The sequence below is a fragment of the Pseudomonas chaetocerotis genome (assembly GCF_015712105.2).
GTDB classification, from domain to species: domain Bacteria; phylum Pseudomonadota; class Gammaproteobacteria; order Pseudomonadales; family Pseudomonadaceae; genus Aquipseudomonas; species Aquipseudomonas chaetocerotis.
The window spans coordinates 118,772-136,708 of the sequence record NZ_JACFYX020000005.1; the positions used below are offsets into that span (position 1 = coordinate 118,772).

22 protein-coding genes are annotated in these 17,937 nt (G+C 62.1%); 15 read left to right on the plus strand and 7 right to left on the minus strand.

Going from position 1 to position 17,937, the window contains the following annotated elements:
- Position 1: 1 nt before the first annotated feature.
- The 4 genes from rsxG (at position 2) to H3221_RS10530 (ending at position 2,368) form a co-directional block, all read left to right on the plus strand.
- Positions 2-637, plus strand: coding sequence for an electron transport complex subunit RsxG (gene rsxG / locus H3221_RS10515; protein ID WP_196475686.1), 636 nt, complete (start codon positions 2-4; stop codon positions 635-637).
- Complete coding sequence (locus H3221_RS10520) at positions 634-1,341, plus strand: electron transport complex subunit E (RefSeq protein WP_196475685.1); 708 nt, start codon at positions 634-636, stop codon at positions 1,339-1,341. Before rsxG ends, H3221_RS10520 begins: the two co-directional genes overlap by 4 nt.
- A 97-nt stretch (positions 1,342-1,438) precedes the next feature.
- Positions 1,439-2,077, plus strand: a complete 639-nt coding sequence (gene nth, locus H3221_RS10525) for an endonuclease III (protein WP_196475684.1) — start codon at positions 1,439-1,441, stop codon at positions 2,075-2,077.
- A 111-nt stretch (positions 2,078-2,188) separates the two neighbouring features.
- Positions 2,189-2,368: a PA3496 family putative envelope integrity protein gene (locus H3221_RS10530; protein ID WP_160020561.1), complete on the plus strand. Its 180-nt coding sequence runs from the start codon at positions 2,189-2,191 to the stop codon at positions 2,366-2,368.
- Between the two features lie 56 nt (positions 2,369-2,424).
- On the opposite strand, the gene gloA is transcribed toward H3221_RS10530, so the two are convergent.
- From gloA to H3221_RS10545, 3 genes are all read right to left on the minus strand, one after another.
- Positions 2,425-2,817, minus strand: a complete 393-nt coding sequence (gloA, locus tag H3221_RS10535; protein ID WP_196475683.1) for a lactoylglutathione lyase — start codon at positions 2,815-2,817, stop codon at positions 2,425-2,427.
- A gap of 69 nt (positions 2,818-2,886) precedes the next feature.
- Positions 2,887-4,104 carry an argininosuccinate synthase gene (locus tag H3221_RS10540; protein ID WP_192985836.1) on the minus strand — a complete coding sequence of 406 codons (1,218 nt, stop codon included), beginning with the start codon at positions 4,102-4,104 and terminating at the stop codon, positions 2,887-2,889.
- 117 nt (positions 4,105-4,221) lie between these two features.
- On the minus strand, positions 4,222-5,169 hold the full coding sequence (locus tag H3221_RS10545; RefSeq protein WP_397428013.1) for a flagellar protein MotY: 948 nt from the start codon (positions 5,167-5,169) through the stop codon (positions 4,222-4,224).
- Between the two features lie 153 nt (positions 5,170-5,322).
- On the opposite strand from H3221_RS10545, the gene pyrC reads away from it, so the two are divergent.
- The 3 genes from pyrC to H3221_RS10560 all read left to right on the plus strand — a co-directional run bounded on the left by pyrC (position 5,323) and on the right by H3221_RS10560 (position 7,441).
- Positions 5,323-6,369 carry a dihydroorotase gene (gene pyrC / locus H3221_RS10550; protein ID WP_196475682.1) on the plus strand — a complete coding sequence of 349 codons (1,047 nt, stop codon included), beginning with the start codon at positions 5,323-5,325 and terminating at the stop codon, positions 6,367-6,369.
- The gene (gene rnt / locus H3221_RS10555; RefSeq protein ID WP_004423716.1) at positions 6,366-7,040 is read left to right on the plus strand and encodes a ribonuclease T; all 675 of its coding nucleotides are present in this window, start codon (positions 6,366-6,368) and stop codon (positions 7,038-7,040) included. Before pyrC ends, rnt begins: the two co-directional genes overlap by 4 nt.
- Before the next feature lie 182 nt (positions 7,041-7,222).
- Complete coding sequence (locus tag H3221_RS10560) at positions 7,223-7,441, plus strand: bacterioferritin-associated ferredoxin (protein ID WP_004423711.1); 219 nt, start codon at positions 7,223-7,225, stop codon at positions 7,439-7,441.
- A gap of 69 nt (positions 7,442-7,510) precedes the next feature.
- Here the strand turns inward: H3221_RS10560 and H3221_RS10565 are convergent, their stop codons facing one another.
- Together H3221_RS10565 and H3221_RS10570 are read right to left on the minus strand one after the other, a co-directional pair.
- Positions 7,511-7,882 (minus strand): DUF5064 family protein, encoded by a 372-nt coding sequence (locus H3221_RS10565; RefSeq protein ID WP_192983458.1) that lies wholly within the window; start codon positions 7,880-7,882, stop codon positions 7,511-7,513.
- 95 nt (positions 7,883-7,977) lie between these two features.
- The gene (locus tag H3221_RS10570; RefSeq protein WP_196475681.1) at positions 7,978-8,295 is read right to left on the minus strand and encodes a DUF2288 domain-containing protein; all 318 of its coding nucleotides are present in this window, start codon (positions 8,293-8,295) and stop codon (positions 7,978-7,980) included.
- Between the two features lie 295 nt (positions 8,296-8,590).
- Here H3221_RS10570 and H3221_RS10575 point away from each other — a divergent pair, with 295 nt between their 5' ends.
- The 6 genes from H3221_RS10575 to H3221_RS10600 all read left to right on the plus strand — a co-directional run bounded on the left by H3221_RS10575 (position 8,591) and on the right by H3221_RS10600 (position 14,743).
- Complete coding sequence (locus H3221_RS10575; protein WP_196475680.1) at positions 8,591-9,712, plus strand: branched-chain amino acid ABC transporter substrate-binding protein; 1,122 nt, start codon at positions 8,591-8,593, stop codon at positions 9,710-9,712.
- A 116-nt stretch (positions 9,713-9,828) separates the two neighbouring features.
- Positions 9,829-10,752, plus strand: a complete 924-nt coding sequence (gene livH, locus H3221_RS10580; RefSeq protein ID WP_004423699.1) for a high-affinity branched-chain amino acid ABC transporter permease LivH — start codon at positions 9,829-9,831, stop codon at positions 10,750-10,752.
- Positions 10,749-12,008 carry a high-affinity branched-chain amino acid ABC transporter permease LivM gene (locus H3221_RS10585; protein ID WP_192983463.1) on the plus strand — a complete coding sequence of 420 codons (1,260 nt, stop codon included), beginning with the start codon at positions 10,749-10,751 and terminating at the stop codon, positions 12,006-12,008. Before livH ends, H3221_RS10585 begins: the two co-directional genes overlap by 4 nt.
- On the plus strand, positions 12,005-12,772 hold the full coding sequence (livG, locus tag H3221_RS10590; protein ID WP_192983466.1) for a high-affinity branched-chain amino acid ABC transporter ATP-binding protein LivG: 768 nt from the start codon (positions 12,005-12,007) through the stop codon (positions 12,770-12,772). Before H3221_RS10585 ends, livG begins: the two co-directional genes overlap by 4 nt.
- Before the next feature lie 3 nt (positions 12,773-12,775).
- On the plus strand, positions 12,776-13,477 hold the full coding sequence (locus H3221_RS10595) for an ABC transporter ATP-binding protein (protein ID WP_072422687.1): 702 nt from the start codon (positions 12,776-12,778) through the stop codon (positions 13,475-13,477).
- A 405-nt stretch (positions 13,478-13,882) separates the two neighbouring features.
- Positions 13,883-14,743: a DUF6279 family lipoprotein gene (locus tag H3221_RS10600; protein ID WP_196475679.1), complete on the plus strand. Its 861-nt coding sequence runs from the start codon at positions 13,883-13,885 to the stop codon at positions 14,741-14,743.
- A 98-nt stretch (positions 14,744-14,841) separates the two neighbouring features.
- Here the strand turns inward: H3221_RS10600 and ung are convergent, their stop codons facing one another.
- The gene (gene ung, locus H3221_RS10605; protein ID WP_196475678.1) at positions 14,842-15,531 is read right to left on the minus strand and encodes a uracil-DNA glycosylase; all 690 of its coding nucleotides are present in this window, start codon (positions 15,529-15,531) and stop codon (positions 14,842-14,844) included.
- A gap of 138 nt (positions 15,532-15,669) precedes the next feature.
- Between ung and H3221_RS10610 the strand changes: the two genes are divergently transcribed.
- Both H3221_RS10610 and H3221_RS10615 read left to right on the plus strand, forming a co-directional pair.
- Positions 15,670-16,482: an HDOD domain-containing protein gene (locus H3221_RS10610; protein ID WP_196475677.1), complete on the plus strand. Its 813-nt coding sequence runs from the start codon at positions 15,670-15,672 to the stop codon at positions 16,480-16,482.
- A gap of 97 nt (positions 16,483-16,579) precedes the next feature.
- Complete coding sequence (locus tag H3221_RS10615) at positions 16,580-16,993, plus strand: PaaI family thioesterase (protein ID WP_074675450.1); 414 nt, start codon at positions 16,580-16,582, stop codon at positions 16,991-16,993.
- Positions 16,994-17,009: 16 nt separating this feature from the next.
- Here H3221_RS10615 and H3221_RS10620 read toward each other — a convergent pair whose 3' ends face one another.
- Positions 17,010-17,891: an AraC family transcriptional regulator gene (locus tag H3221_RS10620; protein ID WP_196475773.1), complete on the minus strand. Its 882-nt coding sequence runs from the start codon at positions 17,889-17,891 to the stop codon at positions 17,010-17,012.
- Positions 17,892-17,937: the final 46 nt, after the last annotated feature.

Consider the following 17,937-nt stretch of genomic DNA (forward strand, 5'->3'; position numbering starts at 1 on the left):
CATGCTGCCGGAAATCAGCCGCTCGATGCTGAAGAACGCTCTGGTACTCGGCCTGTTCGCCATCGGCACCGTCGGCAGCGTTGCCCTGCTGCAACAGGGCACTGCCGAGCGTATCGCCGCAGCCGAACGTGAGGCGCAAGTGCGCGCGCTGGCCGAAATACTCCCAGCAGGCAGCTATGACAACCACCTGCTGGACAACCGCATCGAACTCAACGCCCCTGAACTGGGTCATCGCAGCCCGCAGTCGGCCTATCTGGCGCTCAAGGGTGGCCAGCCCAACGCGCTGATCCTGCCGGTGACCGCTCCCGACGGTTACAGCGGCGCCATCCACCTGCTGGTGGGCATCTTCGCCGATGGCCGCCTGGCTGGCGTGCGCGTGCTCAGCCACAAGGAAACACCCGGCCTGGGCGACAAGATCGAACTGGCCAAGAGCGACTGGGTACGCAGCTTCGAGGGCAAGTCCCAGAGTGACCCTGGTGAAGACCGCTGGGCGGTGAAGAAGGATCGCGGCGACTTCGACCAGTTCGCCGGTGCCACCATCACCCCGCGCGCGGTGGTCAAGGCCGTGCACGGCGCCCTGCGCTATTTCGACACGCACCGCGCCCACCTGCTGGGCCTGGCGGAGGACGAGCAATGACCAGCTACCGCGAAATCAGCCTCAACGGCCTGTGGAAGAACAACCCGGCGCTGGTGCAGTTGCTCGGCCTGTGTCCGCTGCTCGGGGTAAGCAACTCCACAGTCAACGCCCTTGGCCTGGCGCTGGCCAGCGCCGTGGTGCTGGTGTGCTCGAACACCGCCGTATCGCTGGTGCGCGGCGTGGTCAACACCGCCGTGCGTCTGCCGGCCTTCGTCATGATCATCGCCGCGCTGACCACCTGCATCGAACTGCTGATGCAGGCCTACACCTACGAGCTGTACCAGATTCTCGGCATCTTCATCCCGCTGATCACCACCAACTGCGTGATCCTCGGCCGTGCCGACGGTTTCGCCGCCAAGCACGATCCGGCCCGCGCGGCCTATGACGGCCTGATGATGGGCCTGGGCTTCGGCCTGGTGCTGGTGCTGATCGGCGCCGTGCGTGAACTGCTCGGCACCGGCGCGCTGCTGGCCAACATGCACCTGCTGTTCGGCCCGATTGCCGCCGACTGGAAACTCACTCTGGTGCATGACTACAAAGGGTTTCTGCTGGCCATCCTGCCTCCGGGTGCCTTTATCGTCCTGGGCTTGCTGATCGCCGGCAAGAACCGCATCGACCAGATCGCCGCAGAACGCGCCAAGGCCGTCGCCCCCGATCAGCCGGCACAAAGCCGCCGCGTGCGGGTCACCGGCGTGATCGAATGACACCGCAAGCGAGCGACCGAACCTGGCCCGGATGCAATCCGGGAATGCCAAATACCCACCCCGGATTGCATCCGGGCCACGCCTGAAATCCGACACCATGAATGCTGCCAAACGCCTGGAAATCTTCCGCCGCCTGCACGAAGACAACCCCGAGCCGAAAACCGAGCTAGCCTACCGCTCGCCCTTCGAACTGCTGGTGGCGGTGACGCTGTCGGCCCAGGCCACCGATGTCAGCGTCAACAAGGCCACGGCCAAGCTGTTTCCGGTCGCCAATACGCCGGAGGCGATCTACGCCCTGGGCGTCGAAGGACTCTCCGAGTACATCAAGACCATCGGCCTCTATAACAGCAAGGCAAAGAACGTCATCGAGGCCTGCCGCATCCTCATCGAGAAACACGGCAGCCAGGTGCCGGACAACCGCGAGGATCTCGAAGCCCTGCCAGGCGTCGGCCGCAAGACTGCCAACGTGGTGCTCAACACCGCTTTCCGCCAGTTGGCCATGGCCGTGGACACGCACATTTTCCGCGTCAGCAACCGCACCGGCATCGCACCGGGCAAGAATGTGGTCGAGGTGGAGAAGAAGCTGCTCAAGTTCGTGCCCAAGGATTACCTGCTCGACGCCCACCACTGGCTGATTCTGCACGGGCGCTATGTCTGCACCGCGCGCAAACCACGTTGTGGCGCCTGCCGCATCGAAGATCTGTGCGAGTACAAGGCCAAGACTTCCGATGATTGATCAGCCATAGAATCCGACGATCTCCTGATTGAAAAAATCTTTTTTACCCGCTCAATTTTTGCCGCTATAAGGTGCGCAAACGGCCCCGGTAACTGGCCTGGAGTGGAATAGATGAGTACTGACAAAGAAGACCTCGAGCTGGACGAAGACTTTGTCGCGGAAGAATCGGACGATGCCGAGCCTGTGGTAGAGGTCGCCAAGACCAATCTGACCAAGCGCCGTATCATCGACAACTTCCTCGAAGAGCGTCGCCTGCACAAACAGCTGGCCGAGTATGATTTCGATATCTGATTATCGAGTTGCACAGAAGAAGCCCCGTTGATTGCGGGGCTTTGTGTATCGGGCGATCAGTCGCGGCGAGACGGCGAGAGTAGCTCGACCTTGTAGCCGTCCGGGTCCTCGATGAAGGCCAGGATGCTGCTGCCATGCTTCATTGGACCGGGCTCGCGGGTGATATTGCCGCCACGACTGCGAATGTCCTCGCAGGCCTTGTAGACGTCCTCGACTTCCAGGGCGATATGGCCGTAGCCGCTACCCAGCTCATAGCTGTCCACACCCCAGTTGTGGGTCAGCTCGATCACACTGTTGTGCGCCTCGTCGCCGTAGCCGACGAACGCCAGGGTGAACTGACCGTCCGGGTAGTCCTTGCGCCGCAGCAGGGTCATGCCCAGGACTTCGGTGTAGAAGGCGATGGACTTGTCCAGGTCGCCGACGCGCAGCATGGTGTGCAGCAGTCTCATCGGGTTTACTCCTTTAGAAAGCAGAACCCCGGCACATGGCCGGGGTCCTTGTAGCGCAGTTGACTCAGCTTAGACCAGCTTACGGCCCTTGCCGGCGGCGATGCGCATGCGCAGGGCGTTGAGCTTGATGAAGCCCGCGGCGTCCTGCTGGTTGTAGGCACCGCCATCTTCCTCGAAGGTCGCGATGTTGGCGTCGAACAGCGAATCGTCGGACTTGCGGCCGGTGACGATGACGTTGCCCTTGTACAGCTTCAGGCGTACCACGCCGTTCACGTTGGCCTGCGACGCGTCGATCATCTGTTGCAGCATCAGACGCTCCGGGCTCCACCAGAAACCGTTGTAGATCAGGCTGGCGTACTTCGGCATCAGATCGTCTTTCAGGTGCGCCACTTCACGGTCGAGGGTGATCGACTCGATGGCGCGGTGGGCCTTGAGCATGATGGTGCCACCGGGCGTCTCGTAGCAGCCACGGGATTTCATGCCGACGAAACGGTTCTCGACGATGTCCAGACGGCCGATGCCGTTCTCGCCACCGATGCGGTTCAATTCAGCCAGTACGGTAGCCGGGCTCATGGCCTTGCCGTCGATGGCGACGATGTCGCCGGCGCGGTAGGTCAGCTCGATATAAGTCGGTGCATCCGGTGCTGCCTCAGGGGAGACAGTCCATTTCCACATGTCTTCTTCGTGCTCGGTCCAGGTGTCCTCCAGCACGCCGCCTTCATAGGAGATGTGCAGCAGGTTGGCATCCATGGAGTACGGCGACTTCTTCTTGCCGTGGCGCTCGATCGGGATGGCGTGCTTCTCGGCGTAGTCCATCAGCTTCTCGCGCGACAGCAGGTCCCACTCACGCCATGGGGCGATGACTTTCACACCTGGCTTCAGCGCGTAGGCGCCCAGCTCGAAACGCACCTGATCGTTGCCCTTGCCGGTCGCACCGTGGGAGATGGCGTCGGCGCCGGTCTCGTTGGCGATTTCGATCAGACGCTTGGCAATCAGCGGACGGGCGATGGAAGTACCCAGCAGGTATTCGCCTTCGTAGACGGTGTTGGCGCGGAACATCGGGTAGACGAAGTCACGGACGAATTCTTCGCGCAGGTCGTCGATGTAGATTTCCTTGACGCCCATCGCCTGAGCCTTGGCGCGGGCCGGTTCGACCTCTTCGCCTTGGCCGAGATCAGCGGTGAAGGTCACCACTTCACAGTTATAGGTATCTTGCAGCCACTTGAGGATCACCGAGGTGTCCAGGCCACCGGAATAGGCCAGAACTACCTTTTTGACGTCCGCCATGCCATCACTCCACGGGTTGTACGATAAAACCGGTGATTCTACTGACCCTGCGGGGCAATTTACAGGGGCGCGACAGCTTGTGACGACGAAGCGACGGCGAGAATGGGCGTTTTTGCCTCAGGAGGGCGTACTTCCGGCCGGATCGACCGGGGGGCTCGGTGGAGCGACTTGCGGTTCGCTCTGTACCGGGACTTCCGGAGCGGGCACGCGATCCAGGCGCAGGGTCGCACGACGGTTCTTGGCGCGATTGGCTTCGTTGTTGTTTGGCACCAGCGGGTAACGCTCGCCATGAAAGCGCATGGTGATCTGTTCGACCGGTACGCCACCGGCCACCAGATACTCCTGCACGGCCAGCGCACGACGACGTGAAAGGTCGCGATTGGTCAGACGATTACCGCTGTTGTCGGCATGACCATCAATCTGGAAGCTGTTGATGCTCGGGTCGGCCTTGACGAAGTCGAGGATGATGTCGAGCTTGGCCTTGGCCATCGGATCGAGATCGATGCCCCCCCCCGGGAAACCGATCTGCGCCTGGCGAATCTGATCAAAATTGACCGGCAGCAACTTGGCGATACAGGCCTGGTAATCGTCATAGGCCTTGTGAAACTTCACCGGCAGCAAACGCACTTCCAGATTATCGCCCCCGTTGAGGGTGCGATGACGTACCAGTGGGCTGCGCCCTTCGAGCAAACCGGTGAGCAGCCGCGAACCCTGCTCCTGCGAGCTGTTGAACGGCACCTCACCATTGCCGACGCTGACCACGCCGAGGTTGATGTCGCCGCGCCCTGGCTGCCAGGGCGCAGCCGCCGCCAGCAAGGTCGCCGAACCGGCGCCCATCCAGCGCTCGCGTGCCTTGAGACGAAAGGTGACCTGTTCACCCGCGCGGCGTACGAACTCGCCACTGCCGAAATTGCTGATCGGCTGACTCAGGCGACACTCGAACTGATCACCCTCGACCGTCCACTCCACCTTTTCCAGCCGCGTCTGGAAGCTGATGGCATGCGCTGGCAAGCACAAAGGCATGCCAGCCAGCAGGCTGATCAGAAGGAAATTGGGCGCACGCACGGTCGACTCCACGGCGATTCACGGCATTCTTACGGGGTATCGGTCAGGCGCGCGGAAACTTGACCCCCTGCGTGCAATTGTCGCGTCGCCGCGAGCGCGAACAGGCGCTTTTCAGTTACCATGCGGCCACGTTTTACCCGCCTGGAAGCCTCCATGTCCGACCTCCTGACTCTCCTGCGTCCCGATGACTGGCACATTCACCTGCGCGACGGCGCGGTGCTGCCACACACCGTCGGCGACGCCGCGCGCACTTTCGGCCGCGCCATCATCATGCCCAACCTGGTTCCGCCGGTACGCAATGCCGCCGAAGCCGACGCCTATCGTCAGCGCATCCTCGCGGCGCGCCCGGCGGGCAGTCGCTTCGAGCCGCTGATGGTGCTCTATCTCACCGACAACACCAGCCCCGAAGACGTACGCGCGGCCAAGGCCAGCGGTTTCGTGCATGCGGCCAAGCTCTACCCGGCCGGCGCTACCACCAACTCCGACTCGGGCGTGACCAGCATCGACAAGATCTTCCCGGCACTCGAAGCGATGGCCGAAGTCGGCATGCTGCTGCTGGTGCACGGCGAAGTGACCCGCGCCGAGATCGACGTATTCGACCGCGAGAAGACCTTCATCGACGAGCACCTGACCCGTGTGGTCGACCGCTTCCCGACGCTGAAAGTGGTGTTCGAGCACATCACCACCCGTGACGCGGTGCAGTTCGTCGAGGCCGCCTCGGCCAACGTCGGCGCCACCATCACCGCGCACCACCTGCTGTACAACCGCAACCACATGTTGGTCGGCGGCATTCGCCCGCACTTCTACTGCCTGCCGATCCTCAAACGCAACGTGCATCAGGAAGCCCTGCTCGACGCTGCCACCAGCGGCAACCCCAAGTTCTTCCTCGGCACCGACTCGGCGCCGCACGTCAAGCACGCCAAGGAAGCCGCCTGCGGCTGCGCCGGCTGCTACACCGCCTATGCGGCCATCGAGCTGTATGCCGAAGCCTTCGAACAGCGCGGCGCGCTGGACAAGCTGGAAGCCTTCGCCAGCTTCCACGGCCCGGACTTCTACGGCATGCCGCGTAACAGCGACAGCATTACCCTGGTGCGCGAAGAGTGGACCGTGCCGGCCACCCTGCCGCTGGGCGACAACAGCGTGGTGCCGCTGCGCGCCGGCGAAACCCTGCGCTGGAAATTGCTGGAGGCCCAGGCGTGAGCGAAGACAACTACGACGACGAACTCGAGCCCAGCCTGCCGTCCGGCCCGCGCACGCCCATGGCCGCACGCTTTCGCGGTTATCTACCGGTGGTAGTGGATGTGGAAACCGGTGGTTTCAACTGCGCCACCGATGCCCTGCTGGAAATCGCTGCGACCACCATTGCCATGGATGAGAGCGGCTTCCTCTATCCGGATCACACCCACTTCTTCCGCATCGAACCCTTCGCAGGCGCCAACATCGAACAGGCCGCGCTGGAATTCACCGGCATCAAGCTCGACCACCCGCTGCGCATGGCAGTGAGCGAGGAGCACGCGCTGGGCGAAATCTTCAAGGGCCTGCGCAAGTCGATCAAATCGGCTGGCTGCAAGCGCGCGATTCTGGTCGGCCATAACAGCAGCTTCGACCTCGGTTTCCTCAATGCGGCGGTGGCGCGCTGCGGCATCAAACGCAATCCCTTCCACCCGTTCTCCAGCTTCGACACCGCAACCCTCGCCGGCCTCGCCTATGGCCAGACCGTGCTGGCCAAGGCCTGCCAGACAGCCGGTATCGAGTTCGATGGCAAGGAAGCACACTCGGCGCGCTACGACACCGAGAAGACCGCCGAGCTGTTCTGCGGCATCGTCAATCGCTGGAAGGAAATGGGCGGCTGGGACGAATTCGATCAGTGAGCCTCTGCACATTCACCCTTCAATGAAAAAACCGGCCAAGGCCGGTTTTTTCACATCTGCGCAACGGCGCTCATACACCGTTCGTCAGGAGATGCGAGCATTCGCAATCGATCTTTGACAAGCATTCTCATTAACATTAGTATCCGATCCATCGAACAGAACCACCAAGACGAGCCTTGCTTATGTACGTCTGCCTCTGTGAAGGTGTCACCGATACTCAAATCCGCGATGCGGTCTACGAAGGCTGCTGCAGCTACCGTGAAGTGCGCGGCACGCTCGGCATCGCCAGCCAGTGTGGCAAGTGCGCTTGCCTGGCCAAACAGGTCGTTCGCGAAACCATCGCCGAAGTGCAGAGCAGCCAAGCCTCGCTGGCCTATCCTGCAGGTTTCGTCGCTGCCTGAGACACGACACGAGAATGAAAAAACCGGATCTGAGCATCCGGTTTTTTTTCGTCCTCGAACAGCCAGGGGTCACGTCGGACCGTCGCGCTCCAGGTGATCGAGGTCCACCGCTTCACCCGGCTTGGCGTGCAACTTGGCGCGGATGTCTTCGAAGAGCGCATCGTATTCGGCATGGGCACGCATGATCGGGCTGTGGTTGGGCGGCAAGCCATGCTTGGCTACCAGGCGGGAGATCACGCTGGCGAAGTTGAACGCGGTATCGCGATGCATTTCGAAGACTTCCTCGAATGCCCTGCCCTCGATCTCGCCGACCAGGCGCCCATGCAGCATGGGTCCTTCTTGTGAATCCTTGCGCACCTCATAGTAGAAATCGATGCTGTAACCAGGTTGCCCGCCCAGGCCAGGCGGATTGCTGCGGTGCAGGTGACCAGGTTCGAACATGGGGCTCACTCCTTTGCCGTGGCACTGCGAGAAACTCCCTGACGGGAGCGTGGGAGGAGTCTAGCTCGCTGCTCATAGCCCTGCATTGCACCATCTCAGTGCACAGCTGAATCCCCTGCCCTTTCCTGTACCAACACCCAGGGGGCGACCACGACTGCCCACAACTGGGGGTCGCGCGCGAGCAGATCTCCGGCACGTGTATCTTCGAGCTTGCGCAGCAGGCCTTGGTTCATCCATTGCGCAACTCGAGCCTGATCGTTCTCGGCCAGGGCATGCGCGACCGCCACCAGATCCTCGCCACCCTCGACCCAGAGTAGCGCACCGCGAGCGAAGAACGGCTGCAGTTCCTGCCAACGAATCGGCGCTGTCTCACCGAGCAGCTTGGCATAGAGGGTGCTAGATTGATCCGTCATGGTGTGTCCCGTGTCGATGGCTTTGAATACAGGCGCGCAATGATAGCGTCGGCAACTGCCCTGGCAACCGCGCGACGCTCGCCAGCCGACCCAGGCCACGCCGTTTTTCTATACATTCCTTGCAATTTAGCGACAACCCCACGTATCGCCTCCAGCTGCCGGCTTTTCAAGGCGCAAATCCGCGCTCTACACTGTTCCGGTACAGTTGCCGGAGGCATTACCGGGGTAACAGACCCGGTTCTGCAGCTTCGGCCGCAAGAACTACAACAACGAAAAACACAAGAGTGGAGCACTCATGAACAAGGCTACTAAGCAGATTTCCAAGCTGTTCGCGGCAATGGCACTGGCGGGGGCGGCCAGCTATTCGATGGCGGCCGACAACATCAAGATCGGTCTGGCCGGTCCGGTGACCGGTGCCGTTGCTCAGTACGGTGAGATGCAATTCATCGGCGCCAAGATGGCCATCGAACAGATCAACAAGGCCGGCGGCGTCAATGGCGCCCAGCTCGAAGGCGTGGTCTACGACGACGCGTGCGATCCGAAACAAGCCGTTGCCGTTGCCAACAAGATCGTCAACGACGGCGTCAAGTTCGTGGTTGGCCACCTGTGCTCCAGCTCCACTCAGCCGGCTTCCGACATCTACGAAGACGAAGGCATCCTGATGATCACCGCGGCTTCCACCAGCCCGGACATCACCGCTCGTGGCTACGAGCTGGTCTTCCGCACCATCGGCCTGGATAGCCTGCAAGGCCCGACCGCCGGTAACTTCATCGCCGACCACGTCAAGCCGAAGAACGTCGCCGTCATTCACGACAAGCAGCAGTACGGCGAAGGTATCGCTACCGCGGTCAAGCAGACCCTGGAAGGCAAAGGCGTGAAGGTTTCTCTGTTCGAAGGCATCAACGCCGGCGACAAGGACTTCTCGGCGCTGATCGCCAAGCTCAACCAGGCTGGCGTCGACTTCGTCTACTACGGCGGCTACCACCCGGAGCTGGGCCTTCTGCTGCGCCAGACCAAAGAGCGCGGCCTGAACGTCAAGTTCATGGGCCCGGAAGGCGTGGGTAACAAGGAAATCTCGGCCATCGCCGGCCCGGCTTCCGAAGGCCTGCTGGTCACCCTGCCGAAGTCCTTCGACCAGGATCCGAAGAACCAGGCGCTGGTCGAGGCCTTCAAGGCCAAGAACGAAGACCCGAGCGGTCCGTTCGTGTTCCCGGCCTACGCTGCCGTTCAGGTCATCGCCGAAGGCATCGAGAAAGCCGGCGACACCGATACCGCCAAGGTAGCGGCTGCCCTGCGCTCCAACAGCTTCGACACCCCCACCGGCGCCCTGGCCTTCGACGAGAAGGGCGACCTGAAGGACTTCAGCTTCGTGGTGTACGAGTGGCACCAGGACGGCACCAAGTCCGAAGCCAAGTAAGCTTCCTGTCTGAGCCAAAGCCCACTGCGCGAGCAGTGGGCTTTGTTTATTAGAAGAATTCCGGCCTCGCGCTGCGCCACAAGCGCCGCTTTACGCAAGCGCCCAGGAGTTAGGCAATGCCTGATCTTTATCACTACCTACAACAACTGATCAATGGCCTGACCATTGGCAGTACCTATGCCCTGATCGCCATCGGCTACACCATGGTCTACGGCATCATCGGCATGATCAACTTCGCCCATGGCGAGGTTTACATGATTGGCTCGTACGTAGCCTTCACCGTTATCGCCGGCCTCGCCATGTTCGGCCTGGAAGCCGTGCCCTTCGTGATGATCGCGGCCTTCGCTGCCACCATGATCGTCACCAGCGCCTACGGCTACAGCATCGAGCGGGTGGCCTATCGCCCCTTGCGCGGCGGCAACCGCCTGATCCCGCTGATCTCCGCGATCGGTATGTCGATCTTCCTGCAGAATGCCGTGTTGCTCTCACAGGACTCCAAGGACAAGGCCATTCCCAGCCTGCTGCCCGGCAATTTCGTCTTCGGTGAAAGCGCCGCCAACGGCGTGGTGGTGTCCTACATGCAGGTGCTGATCTTTATCGTCACCTTCGTCACCATGATCGGTCTGACCCTGTTCATCTCCCGTTCACGCCTGGGCCGTGCCTGCCGCGCCTGCGCCGAAGACCTGAAGATGGCCAACCTGCTCGGCATCAACACCAACAACATCATCGCCCTGACCTTCGTCATCGGTGCTGCGCTGGCCGCCATCGCCTCGGTACTGCTGGGCATGAACTACGGCGTGATCAACCCGCACCTGGGCTTCCTCGCCGGCATCAAGGCCTTCACCGCTGCGGTACTCGGTGGCATCGGCAGCATCCCCGGCGCGGTACTCGGCGGCCTGCTGCTGGGCGTTGCCGAAGCATTCGGCGCCGATATCTTCGGTGATCAATACAAGGACGTGGTGGCCTTCAGCCTGTTGGTGCTGGTACTGCTGTTCCGTCCAACCGGCATCCTTGGCCGCCCGGAGGTGGAAAAGGTATGAGCCGCAACATCAAATCCGCGATTTTCAGCGCCCTGCTGGTGCTGATCATTTCCTACCCGGTCCTGGGCCTGAAACTCTCCACCGTCGGCATCAGCCTGCGTGTGGAAGGCGCAAGTGCCTTCGAACTCTGGTGCATCGGCGGCGCTGCTACGCTGATCTTCCTCTGGCAATTGCTGCGTGACCGACTGACTCCGACCTGGGCCAAGCTGCCCAAGCTGCCCAGCGGCTCCGGTCAGGTCGGTAACTTCCTCACCCTGCCCTCCACCCAGCGCTGGATCATTCTGGCAATGGTCATGGTGGCGCTGGTGTGGCCGTTCTTCGCCAGTCGTGGTTCGGTGGATATCGCCACGCTGATCCTGATCTACGTGATGCTCGGCCTTGGCCTGAACATCGTGGTCGGTCTGGCCGGTCTGCTCGATCTGGGTTACGTCGGTTTCTACGCAGTCGGCGCCTACAGCTATGCGATCCTCTCGCATTACTTCGGCCTGAGTTTCTGGATGTGCCTGCCGATCGCAGGGATGATGGCTGCGCTGTTCGGCTTCCTGCTCGGTTTCCCGGTGCTGCGCCTGCGCGGCGACTACCTGGCCATCGTGACCCTGGGCTTCGGCGAGATCATCCGCATTCTGCTGCGTAACCTCACCGAACTGACCGGTGGCCCGAACGGCCTGAGTATCGCCAACGAGAACAAGCCGACCCTGTTCGGCCTGTCCTTCGAGCGCCGCGTGCCGGCCGACATGCCGACCTTCCACGGCTACTTCGAAATCGCCTACAACTCGCAGTACAAGGTGATCTTCCTCTACCTGATCGCGTTACTGCTGGTGCTGCTGACCCTGTTCCTGGTCAACCGCCTGCTGCGCATGCCGATCGGTCGTGCCTGGGAAGCCCTGCGTGAAGACGAGATCGCCTGCCGTGCGCTGGGCCTGAACCCCACCGTGATCAAGCTTTCGGCCTTCACCATCGGTGCCAGCCTGGCCGGTTTTGCCGGTAGCTTCTTCGCTGCCCGCCAGGGCCTGGTAACGCCGGAGTCGTTCACCTTCATCGAGTCAGCGATGATCCTCGCCATCGTCGTACTCGGCGGCATGGGCTCTCAGCTGGGCGTTATCCTCGCCGCCATCGTCATGGTGATGCTGCAGGAGATGCGTGAGCTGAGCGAGTACCGCATGCTGATCTTCGGCCTGGTCATGATCTTCATGATGATCTGGCGCCCGCAAGGGTTGCTGCCGATGCAACGTCCCCACCTGGAGCTGAAGCGATGAGCCGCACGATTCTCGAAGTAAGCGGCCTGTCCATGCGTTTCGGCGGCCTGCTGGCCGTCAACGGGGTGGGCCTGAATGTCAAGGAAAAGCAGGTGGTGTCGATGATCGGCCCGAACGGCGCCGGCAAGACCACCGTCTTCAACTGCCTGACCGGCTTCTATCAGCCGAGCTCCGGCAGCATCCGCCTGAACGGCGAGGCGATCGAAGGCCTGCCCGGCCACAAGATCGCCCGCAAGGGCGTGGTACGCACCTTCCAGAATGTGCGTCTGTTCAAGGACATGACGGCGGTGGAAAACCTGCTGATCGCCCAGCATCGCCATCTCAACACCAGCTACCTGGCGGGTCTGTTCAAGACCTCGGCATTCCGCCGCAGCGAGCGCGAGGCCATGGACTACGCCGCCCACTGGCTGGAGCAGGTCGACCTGGTGGACTTCGCCAACCGTGAGGCGGGCACCCTGGCCTACGGTCAGCAGCGCCGCCTGGAAATCGCCCGGTGCATGATGACGCGCCCAAGCATCCTCATGCTCGACGAGCCGGCCGCCGGTCTCAACCCGCGTGAAACCGAAGACCTGAAAGCCCTGATCAGCGTGCTGCGTGACGAGCACAATGTCACCGTGCTGCTGATCGAGCACGACATGAAGCTGGTGATGAGCATTTCCGACCACATCTACGTGATCAACCAGGGCACTCCCCTGGCCGACGGCACGCCGGACGACATCCGCAACAACCCGGACGTGATCAAAGCCTATCTGGGGGAGGCGTAATCCATGCTGAGCTTCAACAACGTCTCAACCTTCTACGGCAAGATCCAGGCCCTGCACGACGTCAGCATCGAAGTGCAGAAAGGCGAGATCGTCACCCTGATCGGCGCCAACGGTGCCGGCAAGTCGACCCTGCTCATGACCCTGTGCGGCAACCCGCGCGCCACCAGCGGCAGCATCCGCTACCTGGGTGAGGAACTGGTGGGCATGGATACCCCGGAGATCATGCGCAAGAGCATCGCCATCGTGCCGGAAGGCCGTCGCGTGTTCGCCCGCCTGACCGTCGAGGAAAACCTGGCCATGGGCGGCTTCTTCGGTGACAAGGCGGACAATCAGGAGCAACTGGACAAGGTGCTGCACCTGTTTCCGCGCCTGAAGGAGCGCTTCGCCCAGCGCGCCGGCACCATGAGCGGCGGCGAGCAGCAGATGCTCGCCATCGGTCGTGCATTGATGAGCAAGCCCAACCTGCTGCTGCTCGATGAGCCGTCTCTGGGTCTGGCGCCGATCATCATCCAGCAGATCTTCGACATCATCGAGCAACTGCGCAAAGACGGCGTGACCGTGTTCCTGGTCGAGCAGAACGCCAACCAGGCGCTGAAGCTGGCGGATCGCGGTTACGTGCTGGAGAACGGCCACATCGTCATGCGTGGCAGCGGGGAAGAGCTGCTCAACGATCCCAAGGTACGCGACGCCTACCTCGGTGGCTAAGCGCAACCTGCGACATGGAAACCGCCCTTCGGGGCGGTTTTTTATTGGTTATCCGTATTTGGATACGTTTGACACCGGACTGGTAAGTTTGTGTGTTTTTTGCGCTATTTATATCCTGGTAAAGATCGTTAGCGTGTCGATCTCTCGTCTTGGTTTCGCCCGTAAGGGGCGCAACCCAAACGTTCAGCAGACGCGGTAATGGATAGTGCCAAGCCAGCAAGCGATACGCACACAAACTTGCCAGTTCGGTATCGATCTGCACTTTCCCACACCATGCAAAGAACCTCCCCTTTTAAGCGCGATCCAAACCTCACATCACCGAACTCTTAAGCGGATATTTCCACCCTCTTGCGTCAGATGCACCCAGTATTAGTCTCAACAGCTCTACTCTCGCGAGTCCCGTTCATGCGCAAGCCTCTGCTCCTGCTACTGGCCATCACCCTGCTGCTGAGCGCCTGCAGCCGTGTCGGCCTGGCGTATCGCAACCTCGATTGGCTGATCCCCTGGAAGCTGGGCGACTACGTGGCGCTGACCAGCGAGCAGAGCGCCTGGCTCAAACCCCAACTGCAGGAGCACCTGGCCTGGCACTGCAGCGTCGAGCTGCCGCGTTATCTCGACTGGCTGCAACGCAGTCAGCAGGCGCTGAGCAGCCGTGACAGCGAGCTGATGGCCAGCCAGTTGGCCGACTTCGAGCAAGCCATGCAGCGCATCGCCGTGGAGATCACACCCAGCGCCATCGAACTGCTGCGCGGCCTGAGCCCGCGTCAGGTCGACCAGCTATTGGCGGCAATGGACGAACAGAACGCCAAGCTGCGTGAAGAGTTTCTCGAGCCGCCCGTGCAGGAACAGGTCAGTCGGCGCGCCGAGCGCATGGAAGAGCGCCTGCAGCCCTGGTTTGGCACGCTGAACGCCGGGCAGCGCGAACGGGTGCAGAGCTGGGCACAGAGCCTGGGCGAACAGAACAAGATCTGGCTGGAAAACCGCATGGTCTGGCAACAGGCTCTGCGTGAGGCATTGGAAGTACGCCGTGGCGATGACTTCACTGCGCGCATGACCGCCCTGCTGCAACAACGCGAGCGCTTCTATACCAGCGCCTATCAGGCCAGCTATGAAAGCAACCGTCAGGCCATGGCCGCGATGATCGTCGATCTGGTCGAGCAGGCAGACTCACGCCAGATGGAGCGAGCCGACAAGCACCTGGAAAGCCTTCATGCCGACCTGGCTGCGCAGCAGTGCCAGGGAGGCGAGTCAGTAGTCAGTCGTTGAAACAACGGCAGCCGATAGACTCAGGGGATCGTGGGGCTACCCAGGCCGTACGCACCAGATGAGCCGGTGCGCACGGCGCACCCTACGACGCGATCTCGCTACAGCGCCGGCAAGCGCCAGTCGATGGGCGCCATGCCGTTCTGGCTGAGGAACTGGTTGCAGCGACTGAAATGACCATTGCCGATGAAGCCACGATGCGCCGACAGCGGCGACGGATGCGGCGAACGCAGCACCAGGTGCTTGGTCGGGTCGATCAGGCGCTGCTTGCTCTGCGCATGGGCGCCCCAGAGCAGGAACACCAGCTTGGGCTGCTGTTCACTGACCACCTCGATCACCCGATCGGTGAAGAACTGCCAACCCTTGCCCGCGTGCGAGCCGGCATTGGCGCGCTCGACGGTCAGCGAGGTGTTGAGCAGCAGCACGCCCTGGTCGGCCCAACTCTGCAGGTAGCCATGGGCTGGAATGTCGATGTTCAGGTCGCGCTTGAGCTCCTTGTAGATGTTCACCAGCGACGGCGGCGTCTGCACCCCCGGCTGCACCGAGAAGCACAGGCCATGCGCCTGGCCCGGACCGTGGTAAGGGTCCTGACCGATGATCACCACCTTGACCTGATCCAGCGGCGTGGAGTTTAGCGCATTGAAGATCAGCGGCCCCGGCGGATAGATTTCCTTGCCGGCCGCCTTCTCCGCCTGCAGAAACGCACGCAGCTCGCTCATGTAAGGCTTGTCAAACTCCTCACGCAGCGCGTGTTTCCAGCTGGCTTCGAGCTTGATGCGGTCGTCGGTCATGCGGTTTTCCTGCGGGTACAAAACGAGTGAAGGCACGCTAGAGAAGGCAGCAAGGCAAGTCAAGGAAGAGCTTGCCGGCAGGGCGAAGGATGCTTTGCTAGCCTTTCGGGAACCGTATCAATCGATGATGCCAAGCCGATGCCTACTTCTACCGATACCCTGCGCATGGCGTTGCTCAACCGTTTCCTGAAGGGCGAAGCCAGGATTCCGCAAATGCCTGAAGCCGCCGTCCGCATCAGAAAGCTGTTGGACGACCCACGCACCTCGCTGGAACAACTGACCCGCGTGATCACTGGCGACCCGCCGCTGGCCGCGTACCTGATGCAGTTCTCCAATACACCTCTGCTGCGCGGGGAGCGCTCCTGTAGCTCGCTACGCGAACTGCTCGGCCGCCTGGGTACCCGCCAACTGGCAGACCTGGTGCTGGGCTTCAGCCTGCAAAACCTGTTCACCAGCACCGAACCTGCGCTGCAGCAGGCATTTCGCGCTCGTTGGCGCAGCGCCAGGGAGCGCGCCGCCCACTGCGCGGTACTGGCGCAGCGCACAGGCATGTCACTGGACGATGCCATGCTCGGCGGCTTGCTGCAGGACATCGGCAGCCTGCCGCTGCTTTCGGAGCTGGAGCACTGGCCGAACGTGCCGCGAGAGAGCGAAACGCTTCAAGAGCTGTGCGAGCGCCTGTCCGGTGATCTCGGCGCTCTGGTCCTGACCCGCTGGCAACTGCCCTCGGCGATCATCGAATCCACCCGTCTATACGGACAGTGGCAGCGCGAGCATGACGGCGCTGCCGACCTGGCGGATCTGGTCCTGCTTGCCAGCGCCCTGCAGACGAGCCAGACGCTACAGGGGCAGCTACCAGCGCAGGTAAAACTGGGGCTGGAGCAGCCACTTGGCGAGCTGAGGCAGGAGCTGGCGGGCGAACTGCAACTGTGGAAGCGTCTGCTCGCCTGAAGCGCCTGCTATGCAGCCTCATCAGGCACATGGATGCAGCTTGTCCTCCCTCTGGAGCAGGTTGAGACTCTTCTGCACGCCCCATGCAGGAGGTCACATGAGCGACTCGAACGGTATCAGCCGCGAGCGCCTGGAACAGGCGCTCGCCCACTCCACCTTTGCCCAACTGCTCGGCGCCGAACTGCTCGACTTCGCGCCAGGTCGGGTCAGCCTGCAGGTGCGCAGCCGTCCCGACCTGTGCCAGCACCACGGCTATATGCATGGCGCGGTAGTCGGCTTCATGGTCGACAGTGGCTGCGCCTGGGCAGCGGCGTCGATGGTTGGCGATGTGGTCACCAGCGAATACAAGCTCAACCTGCTCGCACCCGCGCTCGGCGAACGCCTGCTGTGCCGCGCCGAAGTGCTCAAGGCCGGGCAGCGCCAGGCAGTATGCCGAGCCGACGTGTTCGCCGTGAAAGACGGCCAGGAAAAGCTGGTGGCCACCGGCCTGGCGACCATCGCGAGAGTGTGACCGCTCAGGGTACGGGCTAGCCCTGATGCAGCGTCCGGTAATGACTGGGCGCCATGCCCACCACCTTGCGAAACAGCCGCGAGAAGTAGTACGGATCCTCATAGCCCAGTTGCTCGGCGACCTGACGCACCTCGATATCGCCGCGATCGAGCAGGCGGCAAGCCAAGGCCATCTTCAACTGAATGAAGTCCTGGATTGGCGCGTGACCGGTCAGCGCGCGGTAGGTCTTGGCGAAGTGAAAGCGTGACAGCTTGAAGTGCGCCGCCAGTTCGTCGAGGTTGAGGCTACCGTGCAGGTGCTCGCGCATCACCGCCTGCACCGCTTCGATATCCAGCACTCGCCCGGATTTCAGACTGACCCGCGCCGGCAGCACCGCCAGCGAGCTGAGCATCGCCTGCAAGCGGTGCGCAGCATGGATGAAGGGCAATGCGTTCAAGCCCTGGCGCTGCAAGCCCAGCAACGCCTCGAAATCGCCGATCAGCCTGGGCTGCACGCCAATACGCCGGTGCGGTTGAGTGCCCATCAGGCGCAGGAAGTCCTCGCCGAGACTGCCGTCGAAGTGCACCCAGTAGATCGTCCAGGGGCTTTGCGCGTCGGCGCCATAGGCATGCGGTGCATCCTTGGGCAGCAACAGCAAATCGCCAGCAACGACCTCGAATCGTCCATCCTCTGTTTCCAGCCAACCCCTGCCGGAACGGCAATAGATCAGCAGGTGATCGTCCGGCTGCAGGCGCCGCATCTGGTGCCCGGCCGCCTCCGGGTAAAAGCCCATGGCCAGGAGATAGCAGCCTGAGCTCAGCGCATGGCGCGCCAGCAGGCGGCGCAAGCGCGGCGGCGTGATGAAGCGCTGCCCGCCAAGCGGCAGCGGCCAATTGGAGGTTTCCACCCGCAGCCCCATACCCACCACTTCCTTCCATAATGAATCGAATGACAAGATCGTCCAT